The organism is Acinetobacter sp. Root1280 (assembly GCF_001425285.1).
GTDB classification, from domain to species: Bacteria; Pseudomonadota; Gammaproteobacteria; order Pseudomonadales; family Moraxellaceae; genus Acinetobacter; species Acinetobacter guillouiae.
The window spans coordinates 111,487-126,160 of the sequence record NZ_LMED01000003.1 but is presented as its reverse complement, the minus strand read 5'-3'; the positions used below and the strand labels follow the sequence as shown (position 1 = coordinate 126,160).

Here is a 14,674-nt window from a genome sequence, read left to right as displayed (position 1 = left end):
TCCGATAAAGCTGGTGATGCTGTCTTGTTGTTCTGTGGCACTGCTGCGATGGAAGCGGATCTTTCTTCGTTCTAGCGCTTTGTATTCGCTGTTATCATCTACCAAACGCAGTTTTTGTGGCTGAATTTGAGTCGCAGAACTAGGTACAATCAATTGTGCTTCATCAATCAGCCAGTTGATCCCTTCACTGCGCATCAAGCGGGTTTTTCAGTCCACTTTTATCTAAACTTAGACTCGATGCAAAGAGTGGGCTTTTGTCTTGCCATTCTTTAAACAGCGTTTCTATGACTTGAACAACCGACTTATTCATAAACACTCGGCTGTTACGGCGTTTATGCCACAGTGAAGTGGCATCTTCGAGTTTGAGTTTATATAGCGTGAGTGCGCCATCACTCTGCCCTTGTGCGGCCTCAGTAATCACCCCAGTGCTACGAAACAGTTGCCCATGATCTGTGACTTGATCAATGGCCACTTGGCTACCGATAAATTGTTTAAGTGGAATCACAGCCGAAGTGGCAAGGCAAATCAGTTCAACAGACACACCTTGGTTTAGACCATGTTGTCCATCGATACGTTGTAAGAAGACTTGAGCAGTCAAATCAGGATTGCTAAATTGGATATGCAAGGCTCGTTTTTGTGCAGTCAATCCAAGGTGTTGCAGAGCCGAAAATATATTGGCAAAATTCATTTTCTTATCAAACTTAAAATAATATTAATATTTATGAATATTTAATCAAAAAAAACGATTGAATCCTAGTTTATTGATCGGTTAATTTTTTAAAATTTGTAAAAAAATCTCAACATTAAATGCTTAATGTTGAGATTTATGTTTTTAATTCAAATTGTTATATAGACTAAATGCTATTCACTGTCCATCATTGACTGGCTCATACCGACCGTATTAAAACCAGCATCAACATATAGAATTTCACCAGTGATCCCATTTGCCCAAGGTGAGCATAGGAATAAGGCTGCGTTACCAACATCTTCAATCGTAACATTACGTTTTAACGGTGCAATTTTTTCATTGGCATCTAACATTTTACGGAAAGATTTAATCCCAGATGCCGCTAAAGTACGGATTGGACCTGCTGAAATTGCATTTACACGGATACCCTCAGCACCTAAGCTTGATGCTAAATAACGTACACCTGCTTCCAAAGATGCTTTCGCCATACCCATAACATTATAGTTTGGCATAACAGACTCTGAACCTTGGTAAGTTAAAGTCAATAAACAGCCTTGGCGAGCCAACAATAAAGGTTTTGCCGCGCGTGCCATAGCAACAAAACTATAAGCGCTGATGTCATGGGCAATTTTAAAACCTTCACGATCTGTGACGTCCGTGAAATCACCATCAAGTGTATGCGCAGGTGCAAAGCCGATTGAATGTACAACACCATCCAAACCATCCCAATGCTTCGCTAATTCAGCAAATGCATGGTCAATTTCAGCATCCACAGCAACATCACAAGGGAAAACTAAAGTAGAACCGAATTGTTCTGCAAAATCATCTACACGTTTTTTTAGTTTATCGTTTGGATAAGTAAATGCGAGTTCTGCACCTTCACGATGTAATGCCTGAGCAATACCAAATGCAATGGATAATTTACTTGCAATACCCGCGATTAAAAAGCGTTTACCTGCCAATAGTCCTTGTGCCATGAAATTCTCACCTGATCAATTTTGTAAGCATAATGCCAAGTCTTGACCCATAACTAAATTGCATAATGCATCTTTTTTTAAAAGTTTACTAAAAACATAAAAAAAGCGCACTGAATCGAGTGCGCCTTTTCAAATCTATCAATCGATATAAAGGGAATGATTAATCATCACCTTGCAACAAGCTCAATAAACGTAAGAATGAATAGTACATCCATACCAATGTTGCCAATAAAGCGATACCACATAACCATTCATAAGCTTTCGGTGCACGTTGTGCAGCAGCAGATTCAATCAAATCGAAATCAAGAATCAAGTTCAATGATGCGATCACCGCAACAAATGCAGCAAAACCAATACCTAAAATGCTGCTTTCAAATAAGAATGGAATACTTGAACCAAAAGCCAAACGCATAATGAACTGCACTACAAAAACCAATGCAATTGCGATAGATGCTGAAATCACAATAGATTTAAATTTTTCAGTTGCACGAATAATTTGGAATTTATATAAACCAAACATCACTAAAGTTGTGATAAATGTAGCTAAAAGTGCTTGTAATGGTACGCCCGGAAACTTCAGTTGGAAGATCACTGAAACACCACCCAAAAATGCACCTTCAAAGAATGCATAAGGAATAGCTAAAACACGTGCCGTATTCGGCTTAAATGTAGCAACCAATCCAAGAATCAAACCACCAATTGCACCGACCATTGCGGCAGCATAGGCAATTCCAACATTCATTGTGGTAAAGCTATAGAAAAAAATTCCAACACCGAGTATGGCCGCAATAACAGTCAATAAAACTGATTTTTGAATTGCGCCTTGTACAGTCATTGGCTGTTCATAATCTGCATACGTTTCCGCACGCGTTAAAATTGGGTTATTACTTTGCATAGTCAATCTCTTTGTAATAATTCAAATATATATAAGGATATTAAAACGTTTTTTATGCAAACAATTTGAACTGCTTGCTATTTTTTGTAACGAGTTGTCAGAGGACATCAGCTTTAGTATAGCTTAAAAAACCAAAATGCATAGCAAAAAAAGAGGCTAAAAAGCCTCTTCTTTCAATCTGATATGTAATGAGATTTAACCACTCAAATGATTAATCTTGATTGGCAATAAAGAAATACTGACGATAATATTTAAGTTCAGCAATCGAATCGCGGATATCATCCATTGCCAAATGTGAAGCATTTTTCTTTAGACCGCTCATAATTTCAGGTCTCCAGCGTTTTGCTAACTCTTTCACTGAAGACACGTCCAAATTACGATAATGGAAGAATTGTTCAAGCTCTGGCATTAAACGGTGCATAAAACGACGATCTTGGCAGATTGAATTACCACACATTGGCGAAGTTTTAGGATTAATCCATTTCTTCAAAAATTCTAACGTTTGCTGCTCTGCATCTTGCGCTGTGAGTTTACTACGACGTACCCGTTCAATCAGACCTGACTGACCGTGTTGTTTGGTGTTCCACTCATCCATGGCATTGAGGATAACATCTGATTGATGCACTGCAAGCACAGGCCCTTCCGCCAAAATGTTCAAATGATCATCTGTTACAATTGTCGCAATTTCAATGATCTTGTCATTATCTGTATCTAAACCTGTCATCTCTAGGTCGATCCAAATTAAGCGGGTATCCGGAGTGCTGCTCATATAGTGCAATCTTATTAGGCCAATAAAAAATGAATAGTAGCAAATTTCTTGCATCTTCGCTGTAATTCATTCGCCTGTCATGGTATTTTTGCCTTCTCATTTTTAAGGTTTTTAGGATATGAATGGCTTTAATTCGTAAACGTCGTTTAACTGAACAGCAGCAACGCCGCATTCAGAAACAACATAAAACACGTCAAGAAGAAATCGACACTTCCAATGACCTTGAAGGTCTTGTTGTTCAGCATTATGGACGACAACTCGAAGTACAAGCCCTTTCTGTTCCTACTCAACATCCGCAAAAACCCATCGTCAATGAAGGTGATCCAGAGCCCTTTTGGAAACCGATTGAATTAGGCAGTGTCTGGCGCTGTCATACACGAACCAATTTAGAGCTGTTAGTGACAGGCGACAAAGTTCAGTGGCAAGCAGATCCAAATACAGGTTTAGGCATCATCACTGCCATTCATCCAAGGACTTCATTGTTAACGCGTCCCGATCGTTATCATAAAGTTAAACCTGTCGCAGCCAATATCAGTTTAATCGTCATTGTCTTTGCAACTCTGCCTGAGCCAGCACCCACGCTGATTGATCGCTATTTAGTGGCATGTGCAGATGCGGATATTCCAGTCCTTTTGGTGTTAAACAAATCAGATTTACTCAAAGAAAATGATCCTATTTTAGATCTCATTAAAGAATATCAAGACTTGGGCTATGAAGTACTGATCACTCAGTCTGAAGGTGATATTAGCGAATTAAAGCAACGACTCGACAACGAAACTGTTGCTTTCGTTGGGCAATCAGGTGTCGGCAAAAGTACCCTGATTAATGTCATCGTTCCTGATGCAGAACAGAAGACCAATATTATTTCTGAAAACTCAGCACTCGGACAACATACAACGACCTCTACCCGTTTGATTCGTTTTGGTGAAAATGGTGCTTTGATCGACTCGCCCGGCATCCGTGAATTTGGGCTTTGGCATTTGAGTCTAGAAAAGATTGATGCAGGCTTTCCTGAAATCTCTAACTTGATTGGACATTGCCAATATCGTAATTGCACCCACACGCATGAGAAACAGTGCGCAATTAAAAAAGCGGTAGAAAATGGTGAAATTCTAGCCAGACGACATGAAAGTTATTTACGTTTAATTGAAGAAATCACTGATGCGCAACAAAAAAATTAAATTTCTTCTTTGAGAACCTTGAAGCGGTGATTTTGATCACCATATATATACGCTATACTCGACGCAATTTTTGATTGTAATTAGGTGACTTGTGGAACGTTGGTTTGAGTTTATGGGGAATCACCCCTTCTTATTTGGTATTTTAGGGGTACTGGCGATCTTGTTCTTTATTTTTGAAGGACAACGCAGTGGTCGTAAGATTTCACCACAATCACTTGGTATTTTAGTGAAGGCTAAAAATGCGATGTTGATTGATTTACGCGATGCTAAAGATTTCCGTGAAGGTCATGTGAGTGGCAGTCGCAACATTCCATACAGTCAAATTGCCAGTCACATCGAAGAGTTAAAAACTGCTGACCGTCCTTTAGTATTTATCTGCAACTTAGGTCAAGTTGCAGGAAGTGCTTTACAACAAGTCGGCCATGCAGACAGCTATCGTCTTGATGGTGGTATCAGTAACTGGAAAGCCCAAGGCTTGCCATTAGTTAAAGCTAAAAAATAAGCTTAAGGAGCTCAACATGACTGCTGAAGTAAAAGTATATTCAACAACTTTTTGCCCATACTGTGTACGTGCGAAATCTCTACTTGAGCGTAAAGGTGTTGCTTTTACCGAAATCAATCTCGATGAAGAAGCACCTGAAGTTAAGACTGAGCTGATCCAGAAAACTCGACACCGTACAGTGCCACAAATTTTTATTAATAATGAATTTATCGGTGGTTTTGACCAGCTTTATGCTTTAGAAAAAGCCGGCAAACTCGATGAGTTACTTGGTTAATCCACAACTTAATTAATGAATCACTTCTTAAAATTTAAGGAATAAAGAATGAGTGAAGAACAACAAGCTCAACCACAACTTGCTTTAGAACGTATTTATACAAAAGACATTTCTTTTGAAGTACCTGGGGCTCAAGTTTTTACCAAAGAATGGCAACCTGAATTAAACATCAACTTGTCTTCTGCTGCTGAAAAAGTGGATGCAACCCACTTTGAAGTGTCTTTAAAAGTTGTTGTGCAAGCGAACAATGCTGGCGATACAGCATTTATCGTCGATGTAACACAATCAGGTATTTTCTTGATTGATGGTATTGAAGAAGACCGTCTTCCATACATCTTAGGTGCTTACTGCCCGAACATTTTGTTCCCATTCTTGCGTGAAGCAGTTAATGATCTTGTAACGAAAGGTAGCTTCCCTCAATTACTTCTTACGCCAATCAATTTTGATGCAGAGTTTGAAGCAAATATGGAACGTGCCCAAGGCGCTGCTGCTGAAGGCCAAGCTTAATTTCTCAATAATTAAGTTTAAAAGACCGCACTATGCGGTCTTTTTTATATTTGATCAGATAAAAATCACCCAAACTTCACAACCGTGGGTGATGCAATTTTTTATAATTTAAACATCACAATAAGCATGAACAATAACAATGCCATTTACTCCCTTACATTTGGGCTTAGGCGCAAGCTGTAAAGCCATTGCAAATAAAAAATTTAGCTTGTTAATTTTCTCTGGTGTTCAGGTTTTGATGGATATAGAACCTCTATTTGGCATCATTCGAGGCTGGACCACACTCCATTTATATACCCATAATTTACTTGGTGCTTTGTTGATTGCTTTGCTTGCAGTCCCCATAGGTAAAGTAATGAGTGAGTTTTGCTTACGCAACTTATTCAAACAAGCAAACTGGCAGATCACATGGCAAGTGGCGACAGTCAGTGCTTTGGTCGGGAGTTTTAGTCATGTTTTTTTAGATGCATTGATGCATGCAGATATGTATCCCTTTTATCCGCTGAGTTATTCTCAAGTTTTACTCAACATGATTCCCTACAATTTTATTTTTTATGGAAGTTTAGGGTCTGTTGACATTTCATAAATGGCTTGCGTTGTAGGCTAAAATTGAGCAGGCAAGGCAGGAAACGAAGAGAATAGCGAGACTATTTTCGAGTTTCATAACGAAGGCTGAGATAATTTTAGCCACAACCCTTCGGGACTAGTGTGTTTTTTGCCGCTACGTCGTTACGAACTACTCATTTAGAATGACTAAATTTCGTATTTCGTGCCTAGTATCGTCTAAAAAACACACGTAGTCGCAAACATAGACGAATTGTCAACAGACCCTGGCTTTATTTTTGCCGCAATTGTTTGGCTTATCCGTGAGGGAAAATCATGATTCATCGATTGTTCTAAAGGTTAGATTAATCCGAGCCGTATGCACTTTCTTTGTTGGGGCTAAGCGGTGCAACCAATATGTTTGTGTGGTGTCTTTCATGACCAGCAAACTGCCATTTTCGAGAAAAACCTCAATCTTTTCTTGGCTATTTTTATGTTTAAAGGCAAATTTTCGAACTGCGCCTAAACTTAAAGATGCAATTGCACCATTCTTTTTTAGATCTGTTTCACCATCACTGTGCCATGCCATACCCTCTTCACCTGTATGGTAAAGATTCAGCAAACAAGAATTAAATGTTTCACCCGTGATCAATTCAATCTGTTTTTTCAGTTCGAGTAATTCTTCAATCCATGGCAAGGCATATTTGGAGCTATTTGAATAAGTGTATTCAAAAGCGCGATCTCCATACCAAGCCACTTTCCGTTTGGTGATAATCTTTTTGCCAAAAATAATCGCTTGGTCATTTTGCCATTCAATATGTGTAAGCAATTGCTCAAAATAATCATTGGCGATGGCTTCATCCATGATTTTTCCGAAATAATTCACTGTTCCATCTTGTGGAAGCAAATTCTCATGGGGATCGGTTAGAAACTCAAGTTGTTGCATTTTTCCATTTCACATAGGCTGATTTCATACAATGTCCACACGGGCGAAATTGCAATGCCAAGGCTTCGGCTTCACTACTAAAGAACACCCGATTGGCTTTTAACATACGCTTGCCCGAACCACAGTTTAAACGTCCATAAATTTTTAGCTTTTGATTGCCTGCAAATAAAATTTCAGCATTCCTGATTTTTCGATATAACGCCAAGCGCTCAATGTCATCATGTTTAATCATCATTTAACTCACAGCATCATGAAAAATAATCCCCAATGTATAACGCTCCCCTGTACATACCTGACTGACAGCATGCTTCATATTGACTCGATAATAGCCATGAGTGCTTTTCTTCGGTCTAAACTGCGTGGTAAAAATTAACACATCCCCTTGATCAGGTTGTAAAACAATGGCTTTTGACTGTGCTCGTGGTACTTGCTCAGTCAACACCAACTCACCACCGGTAAAATCGCTATTGACTTGACTAAGAACAAATACCATTTGGATCGGAAAATAGACCTCGCCATATAGATCTTGATGTAAGGTATTAAAACCATCTTGCTGATAGTGCAAAATCAAAACAGTGGCCTTATTTTGACCCACTTGTTGGCATTGTTGTAAAAATTCAAGATGTGAATCTGGATATTGTCGATCCAACTTTAAAGCATCAGACCAAGCATTGGCGATAGGAACCAGATACGGATAAAACTGAGTTCGAAGCTGTTGAAGCAAGTTTGGTAGTGGATAATTAAAATATTTATACTCGCCATATCCAAAACGATGTTGCTGCATAGTGACGGTTTTTCGATACAGTTGTTGATGGTTATAATGACTTTTGATCAACTCACACAATTCATCAGATAAAAAGTCTTTAAGGATTGAGTAGCCTTGTGTATGCATCTGAGCATGGATTGACTCCCAATCTAAACCCTCAATTTTATTGAGCAACGCTGTTGCTTGTTGTGAATTAAACGCTGGCATGTACTTGCACACCTTCCCAGCCAATCATTGCGGCTTTACGTGTTTTACCCCAATGATATTCACCTAAAACACCTGTCGCTTGAATCACACGATGACATGGAATTAAAAAAGCCACTGGATTATTGCCAATCGCAGTACCGACTGCACGGGAAGCTTTTGGATTTCCAATCTGTTCTGCAAGGTCTGCATAGGTCGCCAATTGTCCCATCGGGATTTTAAGCAAACTTTCCCAAACTTTAAGCTGAAAATCAGTACCTTTTAGATGCAGCTTAATTTGGCTCCATGGTTTTTGTTCAGATGAGAAAATGGCCAAAGCATGTTCATGTAAAGCATCTGCTTGCTGATAAAATCTTGCTTTAGGAAATTTTTCAACGAGTGCGCTATAGGCATCTTGCGCATGCTCCACAAAAGACATAAAGCAAATCCCTTTGGCTGTTGAAGCCACTAAAACGGTTCCAAAACGTGTTTCAGCATACTGGTAGTGGATGGTTAAGTTTTCTCCGCCACTTTTGTATTCAGCAGGTGTCATCCCTTCAATTTGTATAAATAGATCATGCAAACGACTGGTGCTTGATAGTCCTGTGTCATAAGTCGCATCAAATACCGAATGCTCTTGTTTTAACAAGTTTTTTGCATGTTCAATACTGATATATTGCAAGAACTTCTTAGGGCTGGTTCCAGCCCATTCTGTAAATAAACGTTGAAAATGTGCAGGGCTTAAATGAATATGCGCAGCTACCTCATCTAAATTCGGTTGCGCTTTAAAATTGTGTTTAATGTATTCAATGGCTTTTGCAATACGTTCAAACTGATGGTGCTGTTGCATCGCATTTCTCCTCACTTTTCTACATCTAACTTAACAGGTGTTATGCAATGAGCAAATCCGAATCATGCTGAGTTTAGTGATTCAATATCGTTTAAAAATCTCCTCACAATAAAAAACCGTTAGTCATTAAAACTAACGGCTTTTAAATGGATAAATCTATTCTTCGAAATTACGTTCGTCAAAAAACAAGTAGTCCATACGCAATCTATATAAATTTACCTGTTTCTTTGTATTATTGAATCGTACATGGTCGATCTATCGTGTGGCGACATGGATGTCGCTGTTGGGCGGGGGTACAGGACGTACCCCTCGCCCAACGGAAGATTTTTGTCACCTTTTCATCTCTGAAAAGTGAGGCATCGCCTACGCAAAGCTATTTAAACTTTAATTGTAAAGTGTGGCATTGCAAGCGTTATACCCATATGAATCACGTTAATGAAAGTATATAAATATATGATTTATAATTTTGACCTTATTTATAAATCATCTAAATGCATATTTGCGCAATAAGACTATTGATAGATCTTATGCCCTTGATCACGTATTTCAGCAATTTTCTTACCTTCCATTTTGGCATGATCTAAATGACCGCCTTTGACTAGCGCTTGAGTCTTATCAATTTGCGCAATCAATTGATCATATAACTGAGTCGAAGTCGGAGCACTGGCATCACCACGACCTTTAAGTTTGACTTTTTTAGCGTCCGTTGCAGCAGCACGCATATTATCTAAAGCTTTATTTGCTTCAGCAGCATTATTGGTTTGATTAAATGCTTTATAGTTTTTACCTAATGCCTGCATATTTTGTTGTAGCGTTGCAGCAAAAGTCATTGAGCTGAAACCTAAAGCAGAAATCATCATGACGGTGGCTAAAGTTTTTTTGATCATTATGATCTTCCTTAAAACTGTGGCTATTGTTGGGTGTAAAAAAGCCCATTGTGGCTATTGTCCATTTCCAAGATTAAACATAGTTTAAAAGCACAAAAAATAGCAAATAAAAATGCAACGAATTCGTTGCATTTTTATATTCAGAAATAATCAGAGAAAGGCTTAAATTGGTTCAATCTCATGGTGTAAGGCATCGTGGATCGCTTCAACCAATTGTTGTGCAATCTCTTGTTTCGAGGCTTTCTCTAAATCACGCTTTTCCATCTGATACTGTTCTGCAAAAAACACGGTCATCGCATTTTGATCAGAAGCAAAACCAATATCAGCACGCGAGACATCATTGCAGGCAATCATATCGAGTTTTTTTGCAACCAGTTTTCCTGCTGCATATTCCTCTACATTCCGAGTTTCAGCCGCAAAACCCACCATAAATGGGCGCTTTGACTGTTGCGCAATGGTCGCCACAATATCAGGGTTTTTCACCAACGAAACATTCAGCTCATCACCCGCTTTCTTAATCTTATGTTCCGAAACTTCTGCCACACGATAGTCAGCAACAGCCGCGGTTGCAATAAACACGTCACAGCCTTCCTCAAGCTGATGCATGCTTTCATCAAGCATTTTTATCGCAGAAGAAACATTGATACGACGCACACCATTCGGGGTATCCAAACTGACTGGGCCAGCCAATAGCGTCACTTTTGCCCCTGCTGAATAACAGGCTGCTGCAATGGCAAAGCCCATTTTCCCTGTACTGTGATTGGAAATATAGCGCACAGGATCAATCGCTTCACGTGTTGGTCCCGCAGTAATCACCACACGTTTTCCAGCAAGCAAGCCAAACTTTTCAGCAATCGCACGTTGTGCTTGATGGAAGTAATTTTTAACTTGTTCAGCTAAATCTTCAGGTTCAGGCATACGCCCTAAACCAACATCACCACAAGCTTGTGAACCCGCTTCAGGCATAATCACATGTACGCCATCTTCAACTAAAGTATTCAGATTACGTTGTGTCGGCTTAGCTGCCCACATTTGCTGATTCATTGCAGGCGCAACCCAAACAGGTGCTTTGGTTGCCAGATACAAAGTACTGAGCAAGTCATCAGCCAAACCCGCGGCGAACTTTGCGATGGTGTCACAACTTGCAGGTGCAACTAAAATCAAATCGGCCCAACGCGCCAATTCAATATGCCCCATTCCCGCTTCTGCTTCAGGATCTAATAATTCGGTATGAACTGGATTGCCTGATAAGGCCTGAAAAGTTAAAGGGGTAATAAATGCCTGTGCACCTTTGGTCATTACCACGCGTACATTAAAGCCGTAATCCTTTAAACGACGTACCAGGATTGCACTTTTATAGGCGGCAATACCGCCTGTTACAGCGAGGATAATATTTTTATTAGAAAATACACTGAGATCAAAACTCACTATCAGGCTACCTTTCAGTTGCAGTGGCGCTCACAATATCATTAAATAGTCTATCTCCCAAGTCATTCAAGGGAGAAAAATCAGAAGTAAAATAATTTTAAAATGTGAAAAATAATGAATCATTCAATCAAACAATGGCCTGAACAAGAACGTCCACGTGAAAGATTACTCTTACAAGGGGCGCACAGCTTATCTGATGCAGAATTACTTGCGATTTTTCTACGCTCAGGCTCAAAACAACACTCCGCTGTTGAATTAGCACGCTTGCTCATTCAACATTTTGGTCATTTAAATGCTGTATTTGATTCGTCTTTAGACGATTTAAAACAATTTCATGGCATTGGCGAAAGCAAGTATTCACAACTGATGGCAGTGAAAGAACTGGGACGGCGTTACTTGAAACATCAACTAAACCAAGGTTTAGACTTGAGTCGTTCTGATTTAATCCGAGATTATTTACGTTATGAATTGATCGGAGAATCTCAAGAAGTCTTTGCTGTACTGTGTTTAGACAGCCAGTTACGTAAATTGAGTTTTAAAAAACTATTTTATGGTTCAATCAATTACTGCAATATTTCCATCAATCAATTATTACGATATGTCATACAAAAACATGCGACTTTTATCGTTATTGCCCATAATCGCCCTAAAGGTTTTGCCAAGCCTTCACGTGAAGATTACGATTTAACTCAAGAAATATTAAAAGCCTGTCAACTGCTTGAAATAGAATTATTGGATCATATGATCATTGCTGCTGAGCAAAGCTACTCCTTTGCTGAACACGGACTCATCAAACCCAAAACTTTCCCTACAAATGTGATTGACAAGCACCTTTGAAGCGGTGAAGATCACTAAAAAATATAGATTTAAAAGTATGATTGTCCGCGATCAAAACGATACCCTTAAAATATTACTCTCTTGGCGTGGTACGATTTTACCCAAAGTGCTGCCACCGCTTGGTTTTGTGATGCTGATTTCTGCAATTGTGGGTGGCATTGAGTATACCAATTTATATCGTTTTCCTGAATTACCCTTGGTTGGCTTTACCCTGATTGGTGTGGTGCTTTCTATTTTTCTAGGCTTTAAAAATACCGCCTGTTATGACCGTTGGTGGGAAGCGCGTAAACTTTGGGGAATGCTGATCGCCAATGCACGTCACTTTGACCGTGATTGTCGTATATTCCCTCAAGGGCGTCGTGAACGGATCATTCAACATGTGATTGTATTTGCAAACTTATTAAGAGATCGTCTGAGACATCAAACAGCAAATCCAGATGCGCTGGTGGAAACCAGTGGTATGAGTCAACAGGCACTGACACAGTTGTATCAACAAACCAATGCGCCGCAATACACGCTGAGTTTGATCCAATGGGAATTGATGCAAGCGCTCAAAGAAGGCGAAATTTCCGACATTATCTATACCCAATTAAATGAACATGTAAATGAGCTCAGTTTGGTACAAACCGGTTGTGACCGTATTGCAACCACACCTTTGCCTTTTGCTTATTCAGTTTTATTAAATCGTACGGTCTATTTTTTCTGCTTTATGCTGCCCTTTAGCTTAGGTTCATTACTGGGTTTAGCAACACCTTTGCTGGTGGGTATTTTAGCCTATACTTTTCTGGGGCTAGATGCTTTAAGTACCGAGATAGAAGAACCTTTTGGTACGCAAAGTAATGATTTACCTTTAGATTCAATGGTAAGAATGATTGAAATTGAATTATTGGGAACTCTAGGGAAACCGACTCCTCCACCGATTCAAGCCCATGATCACAATTTACTTTAATACATCAGTTTCTGATTTTATTGCCCTTTTTAAAGAGAAGTTAAAGTAAAGGCCGAGCACTGAAAATGAAATATGTGGTTATCTTTAAGGCACAGATCAATACGCTTGATCAACAGTATTTTCAAACTGCACAACTTTTACGAGAGAAAGCATTGAGCCAGTTTAACTGTCAAAAATTTGAGTCTCTTTGTGAAAATGATTTTGAAGTTGCGCTTTCTTATTGGAATACACTTGAAGATATCCAGGCTTGGCATAAAGATGCAGAACATCAAGCAGCTCAACGAATTGGTAAACAACAGTGGTATAAAAAATTTAGTGTTGAGATTTGCCAAATTCAAAAAAGCTATTAACTCTAGATCACTTAAAAATCGGTCTATTTAGGAATGTAGATACTAAAAAATAGAATCAAGATAATCCCATTACATCTTGTTCAGTTTCTAGCGCACTTCAAATTCAGATTCAGCTGGGTCAAAACGCCAAGTGCGCACAATCCGCAGTTCAGAAATATCTTTCATTTTTGAATCAAAACGTCCAAAAGGTGCCCCTTTACGCACTGAGTTTTTGGCAGCTTCATCGAGGATTGAATGACCTGAGCTTTCAATCAATCGTATAGCACGAATCCCACCCTCATTATTGAGAATGACCATTAAACGGACCTCACCCGAAAGACGCTGCTGTTTGGCAAGATCTGGGTAATATCGGTTTCCATACATCTCAACTTTTTCGCGAAATTTATCTAAATATCCAGCAGATGCATCTTGTTTGGCTTGAATACCATCTAAGGTTTTAATTTTTTGTTGTTTACTAAAATTTTGTTGTTTCTGCAAATATTGAGCTTCTAAACTCGCCACCATTGCCGTTTTAGCTTGCATCTGGCTCTGCAACTCTTCCATGGCCTTTTTGCGATCGTTCTGTTCCGCCTGCTTTTGCCAGCTAAGAACCGTCATTAATACTTTCTCTTCGAATTTCAATTCTCGTTTTTGCTGAATTTGTTCTAAAGCTTCGAGTTGCTGATCACCCGCACTCTTGTCTTCTGCTTGTGCTGGCATATCACTTGAAATACGATGCTCTTTACGGAATGTTCCAGAGCCTTGCTGATTTGCTTGTGCTAAAAAGTCTGCATCTTTAACTTCATCTTCACTTGGACGAATACTGATTGCGATTTCTTTTGTGCTGGTATTATTTTCTTGTGGCATTCCAAATTGAACAGATAAAAAAAGTACATGTGCAATGACAGCTGCAGAAACAGCTCCAACAAATAATGAGTCTTGCCACCAATACTCAGAATGCTGTGTATTGGCAAATAATTTTTTTATCATGACATTAATCCGACAAAATTCCCCAATCGCCAAATTTAAAATTTATTAAAATAAGTTTAACTTTACATTATTCACAAACTTTGTGACTTATTTAGTAAAAGTAAAAACGTAATTTTAAAACACTCAAAATGGTGCAATGTTTTTTGTTAAACTGCAATCGTTAGACTTGTATT

18 protein-coding genes and 1 pseudogene are annotated in these 14,674 nt (G+C 39.0%); 8 read left to right on the top strand and 11 right to left on the bottom strand.

Features of this window, described 5'->3' with window-relative positions; genetic code table 11:
* Positions 1–120 precede the first annotated feature (120 nt).
* From ASC84_RS22140 to orn, 4 genes and pseudogenes are all read right to left on the bottom strand, one after another.
* A pseudogene (locus ASC84_RS22140) lies at positions 121–688 on the bottom strand (phage late control D family protein); the annotation flags it as partial.
* A gap of 173 nt (positions 689–861) precedes the next feature.
* On the bottom strand, positions 862–1,665 hold the full coding sequence (locus ASC84_RS05035; protein ID WP_004725837.1) for an enoyl-ACP reductase: 804 nt from the start codon (positions 1,663–1,665) through the stop codon (positions 862–864).
* 160 nt (positions 1,666–1,825) lie between these two features.
* Positions 1,826–2,560 (bottom strand): Bax inhibitor-1/YccA family protein, encoded by a 735-nt coding sequence (locus tag ASC84_RS05030; RefSeq protein WP_004816949.1) that lies wholly within the window; start codon positions 2,558–2,560, stop codon positions 1,826–1,828.
* Between the two features lie 211 nt (positions 2,561–2,771).
* Positions 2,772–3,329, bottom strand: a complete 558-nt coding sequence (gene orn / locus ASC84_RS05025) for an oligoribonuclease (protein WP_004725833.1) — start codon at positions 3,327–3,329, stop codon at positions 2,772–2,774.
* A gap of 122 nt (positions 3,330–3,451) precedes the next feature.
* On the opposite strand from orn, the gene rsgA reads away from it, so the two are divergent.
* From rsgA to ASC84_RS05000, 5 genes are all read left to right on the top strand, one after another.
* Positions 3,452–4,510, top strand: coding sequence for a small ribosomal subunit biogenesis GTPase RsgA (gene rsgA / locus ASC84_RS05020; RefSeq protein ID WP_004725830.1), 1,059 nt, complete (start codon positions 3,452–3,454; stop codon positions 4,508–4,510).
* A 91-nt stretch (positions 4,511–4,601) separates the two neighbouring features.
* Positions 4,602–5,012 carry a rhodanese-like domain-containing protein gene (locus ASC84_RS05015; RefSeq protein ID WP_004725828.1) on the top strand — a complete coding sequence of 137 codons (411 nt, stop codon included), beginning with the start codon at positions 4,602–4,604 and terminating at the stop codon, positions 5,010–5,012.
* Between the two features lie 16 nt (positions 5,013–5,028).
* The gene (grxC, locus tag ASC84_RS05010; RefSeq protein WP_004725827.1) at positions 5,029–5,286 is read left to right on the top strand and encodes a glutaredoxin 3; all 258 of its coding nucleotides are present in this window, start codon (positions 5,029–5,031) and stop codon (positions 5,284–5,286) included.
* Between the two features lie 48 nt (positions 5,287–5,334).
* Entirely contained in the window at positions 5,335–5,793 is a 459-nt protein-coding gene (gene secB / locus ASC84_RS05005; protein WP_004725824.1) for a protein-export chaperone SecB, read from the top strand.
* A 139-nt stretch (positions 5,794–5,932) separates the two neighbouring features.
* Complete coding sequence (locus ASC84_RS05000) at positions 5,933–6,379, top strand: DUF4184 family protein (RefSeq protein WP_056512254.1); 447 nt, start codon at positions 5,933–5,935, stop codon at positions 6,377–6,379.
* A 291-nt stretch (positions 6,380–6,670) separates the two neighbouring features.
* Here ASC84_RS05000 and ASC84_RS04995 read toward each other — a convergent pair whose 3' ends face one another.
* The 6 genes from ASC84_RS04995 to coaBC all read right to left on the bottom strand — a co-directional run bounded on the left by ASC84_RS04995 (position 6,671) and on the right by coaBC (position 11,396).
* The gene (locus ASC84_RS04995) at positions 6,671–7,282 is read right to left on the bottom strand and encodes an alpha-ketoglutarate-dependent dioxygenase AlkB (RefSeq protein WP_056512252.1); all 612 of its coding nucleotides are present in this window, start codon (positions 7,280–7,282) and stop codon (positions 6,671–6,673) included.
* Positions 7,269–7,514 carry an Ada metal-binding domain-containing protein gene (locus tag ASC84_RS04990; protein WP_056512381.1) on the bottom strand — a complete coding sequence of 82 codons (246 nt, stop codon included), beginning with the start codon at positions 7,512–7,514 and terminating at the stop codon, positions 7,269–7,271. The genes ASC84_RS04995 and ASC84_RS04990 overlap by 14 nt, the downstream gene beginning before the upstream one ends.
* A gap of 3 nt (positions 7,515–7,517) precedes the next feature.
* Positions 7,518–8,255: a 2OG-Fe(II) oxygenase gene (locus ASC84_RS04985; protein WP_056512250.1), complete on the bottom strand. Its 738-nt coding sequence runs from the start codon at positions 8,253–8,255 to the stop codon at positions 7,518–7,520.
* Positions 8,242–9,081 (bottom strand): methylated-DNA--[protein]-cysteine S-methyltransferase, encoded by an 840-nt coding sequence (locus ASC84_RS04980; protein ID WP_056512248.1) that lies wholly within the window; start codon positions 9,079–9,081, stop codon positions 8,242–8,244. Before ASC84_RS04980 ends, ASC84_RS04985 begins: the two co-directional genes overlap by 14 nt.
* A gap of 512 nt (positions 9,082–9,593) precedes the next feature.
* Positions 9,594–9,968 (bottom strand): cytochrome b562, encoded by a 375-nt coding sequence (locus ASC84_RS04975; RefSeq protein WP_004725812.1) that lies wholly within the window; start codon positions 9,966–9,968, stop codon positions 9,594–9,596.
* A 162-nt stretch (positions 9,969–10,130) separates the two neighbouring features.
* A complete protein-coding gene (gene coaBC, locus ASC84_RS04970) occupies positions 10,131–11,396 on the bottom strand; it encodes a bifunctional phosphopantothenoylcysteine decarboxylase/phosphopantothenate--cysteine ligase CoaBC (protein ID WP_004725810.1) in 1,266 nt (421 codons plus the stop codon).
* Between the two features lie 114 nt (positions 11,397–11,510).
* Here coaBC and radC point away from each other — a divergent pair, with 114 nt between their 5' ends.
* The 3 genes from radC (at position 11,511) to ASC84_RS04955 (ending at position 13,532) form a co-directional block, all read left to right on the top strand.
* Complete coding sequence (radC, locus tag ASC84_RS04965) at positions 11,511–12,233, top strand: DNA repair protein RadC (RefSeq protein ID WP_056512246.1); 723 nt, start codon at positions 11,511–11,513, stop codon at positions 12,231–12,233.
* Positions 12,234–12,270: 37 nt separating this feature from the next.
* Positions 12,271–13,182, top strand: a complete 912-nt coding sequence (locus tag ASC84_RS04960) for a bestrophin family protein (protein ID WP_004725806.1) — start codon at positions 12,271–12,273, stop codon at positions 13,180–13,182.
* 65 nt (positions 13,183–13,247) lie between these two features.
* The gene (locus ASC84_RS04955) at positions 13,248–13,532 is read left to right on the top strand and encodes an antibiotic biosynthesis monooxygenase (RefSeq protein ID WP_056512243.1); all 285 of its coding nucleotides are present in this window, start codon (positions 13,248–13,250) and stop codon (positions 13,530–13,532) included.
* Between the two features lie 87 nt (positions 13,533–13,619).
* Here ASC84_RS04955 and ASC84_RS04950 read toward each other — a convergent pair whose 3' ends face one another.
* On the bottom strand, positions 13,620–14,501 hold the full coding sequence (locus ASC84_RS04950; RefSeq protein ID WP_056512242.1) for an energy transducer TonB: 882 nt from the start codon (positions 14,499–14,501) through the stop codon (positions 13,620–13,622).
* Positions 14,502–14,674 lie beyond the last annotated feature (173 nt).

Coding starts and splice junctions, on each gene's coding strand:
- ASC84_RS05035 (WP_004725837.1), bottom strand. CDS start 1,665: ATGGCACAAGGACTATTGGCAGGTAAACGCTTTTTAATCGCGGGTATT.
- ASC84_RS05030 (WP_004816949.1), bottom strand. CDS start 2,560: ATGCAAAGTAATAACCCAATTTTAACGCGTGCGGAAACGTATGCAGAT.
- orn (WP_004725833.1), bottom strand. CDS start 3,329: ATGAGCAGCACTCCGGATACCCGCTTAATTTGGATCGACCTAGAGATG.
- rsgA (WP_004725830.1), top strand. CDS start 3,452: ATGGCTTTAATTCGTAAACGTCGTTTAACTGAACAGCAGCAACGCCGC.
- grxC (WP_004725827.1), top strand. CDS start 5,029: ATGACTGCTGAAGTAAAAGTATATTCAACAACTTTTTGCCCATACTGT.
- secB (WP_004725824.1), top strand. CDS start 5,335: ATGAGTGAAGAACAACAAGCTCAACCACAACTTGCTTTAGAACGTATT.
- ASC84_RS05000 (WP_056512254.1), top strand. CDS start 5,933: ATGCCATTTACTCCCTTACATTTGGGCTTAGGCGCAAGCTGTAAAGCC.
- ASC84_RS04995 (WP_056512252.1), bottom strand. CDS start 7,282: ATGCAACAACTTGAGTTTCTAACCGATCCCCATGAGAATTTGCTTCCA.
- ASC84_RS04990 (WP_056512381.1), bottom strand. CDS start 7,514: ATGATTAAACATGATGACATTGAGCGCTTGGCGTTATATCGAAAAATC.
- ASC84_RS04985 (WP_056512250.1), bottom strand. CDS start 8,255: ATGCCAGCGTTTAATTCACAACAAGCAACAGCGTTGCTCAATAAAATT.
- ASC84_RS04980 (WP_056512248.1), bottom strand. CDS start 9,081: ATGCAACAGCACCATCAGTTTGAACGTATTGCAAAAGCCATTGAATAC.
- ASC84_RS04975 (WP_004725812.1), bottom strand. CDS start 9,968: ATGATCAAAAAAACTTTAGCCACCGTCATGATGATTTCTGCTTTAGGT.
- radC (WP_056512246.1), top strand. CDS start 11,511: ATGAATCATTCAATCAAACAATGGCCTGAACAAGAACGTCCACGTGAA.
- ASC84_RS04960 (WP_004725806.1), top strand. CDS start 12,271: ATGATTGTCCGCGATCAAAACGATACCCTTAAAATATTACTCTCTTGG.
- ASC84_RS04955 (WP_056512243.1), top strand. CDS start 13,248: ATGAAATATGTGGTTATCTTTAAGGCACAGATCAATACGCTTGATCAA.
- ASC84_RS04950 (WP_056512242.1), bottom strand. CDS start 14,501: ATGATAAAAAAATTATTTGCCAATACACAGCATTCTGAGTATTGGTGG.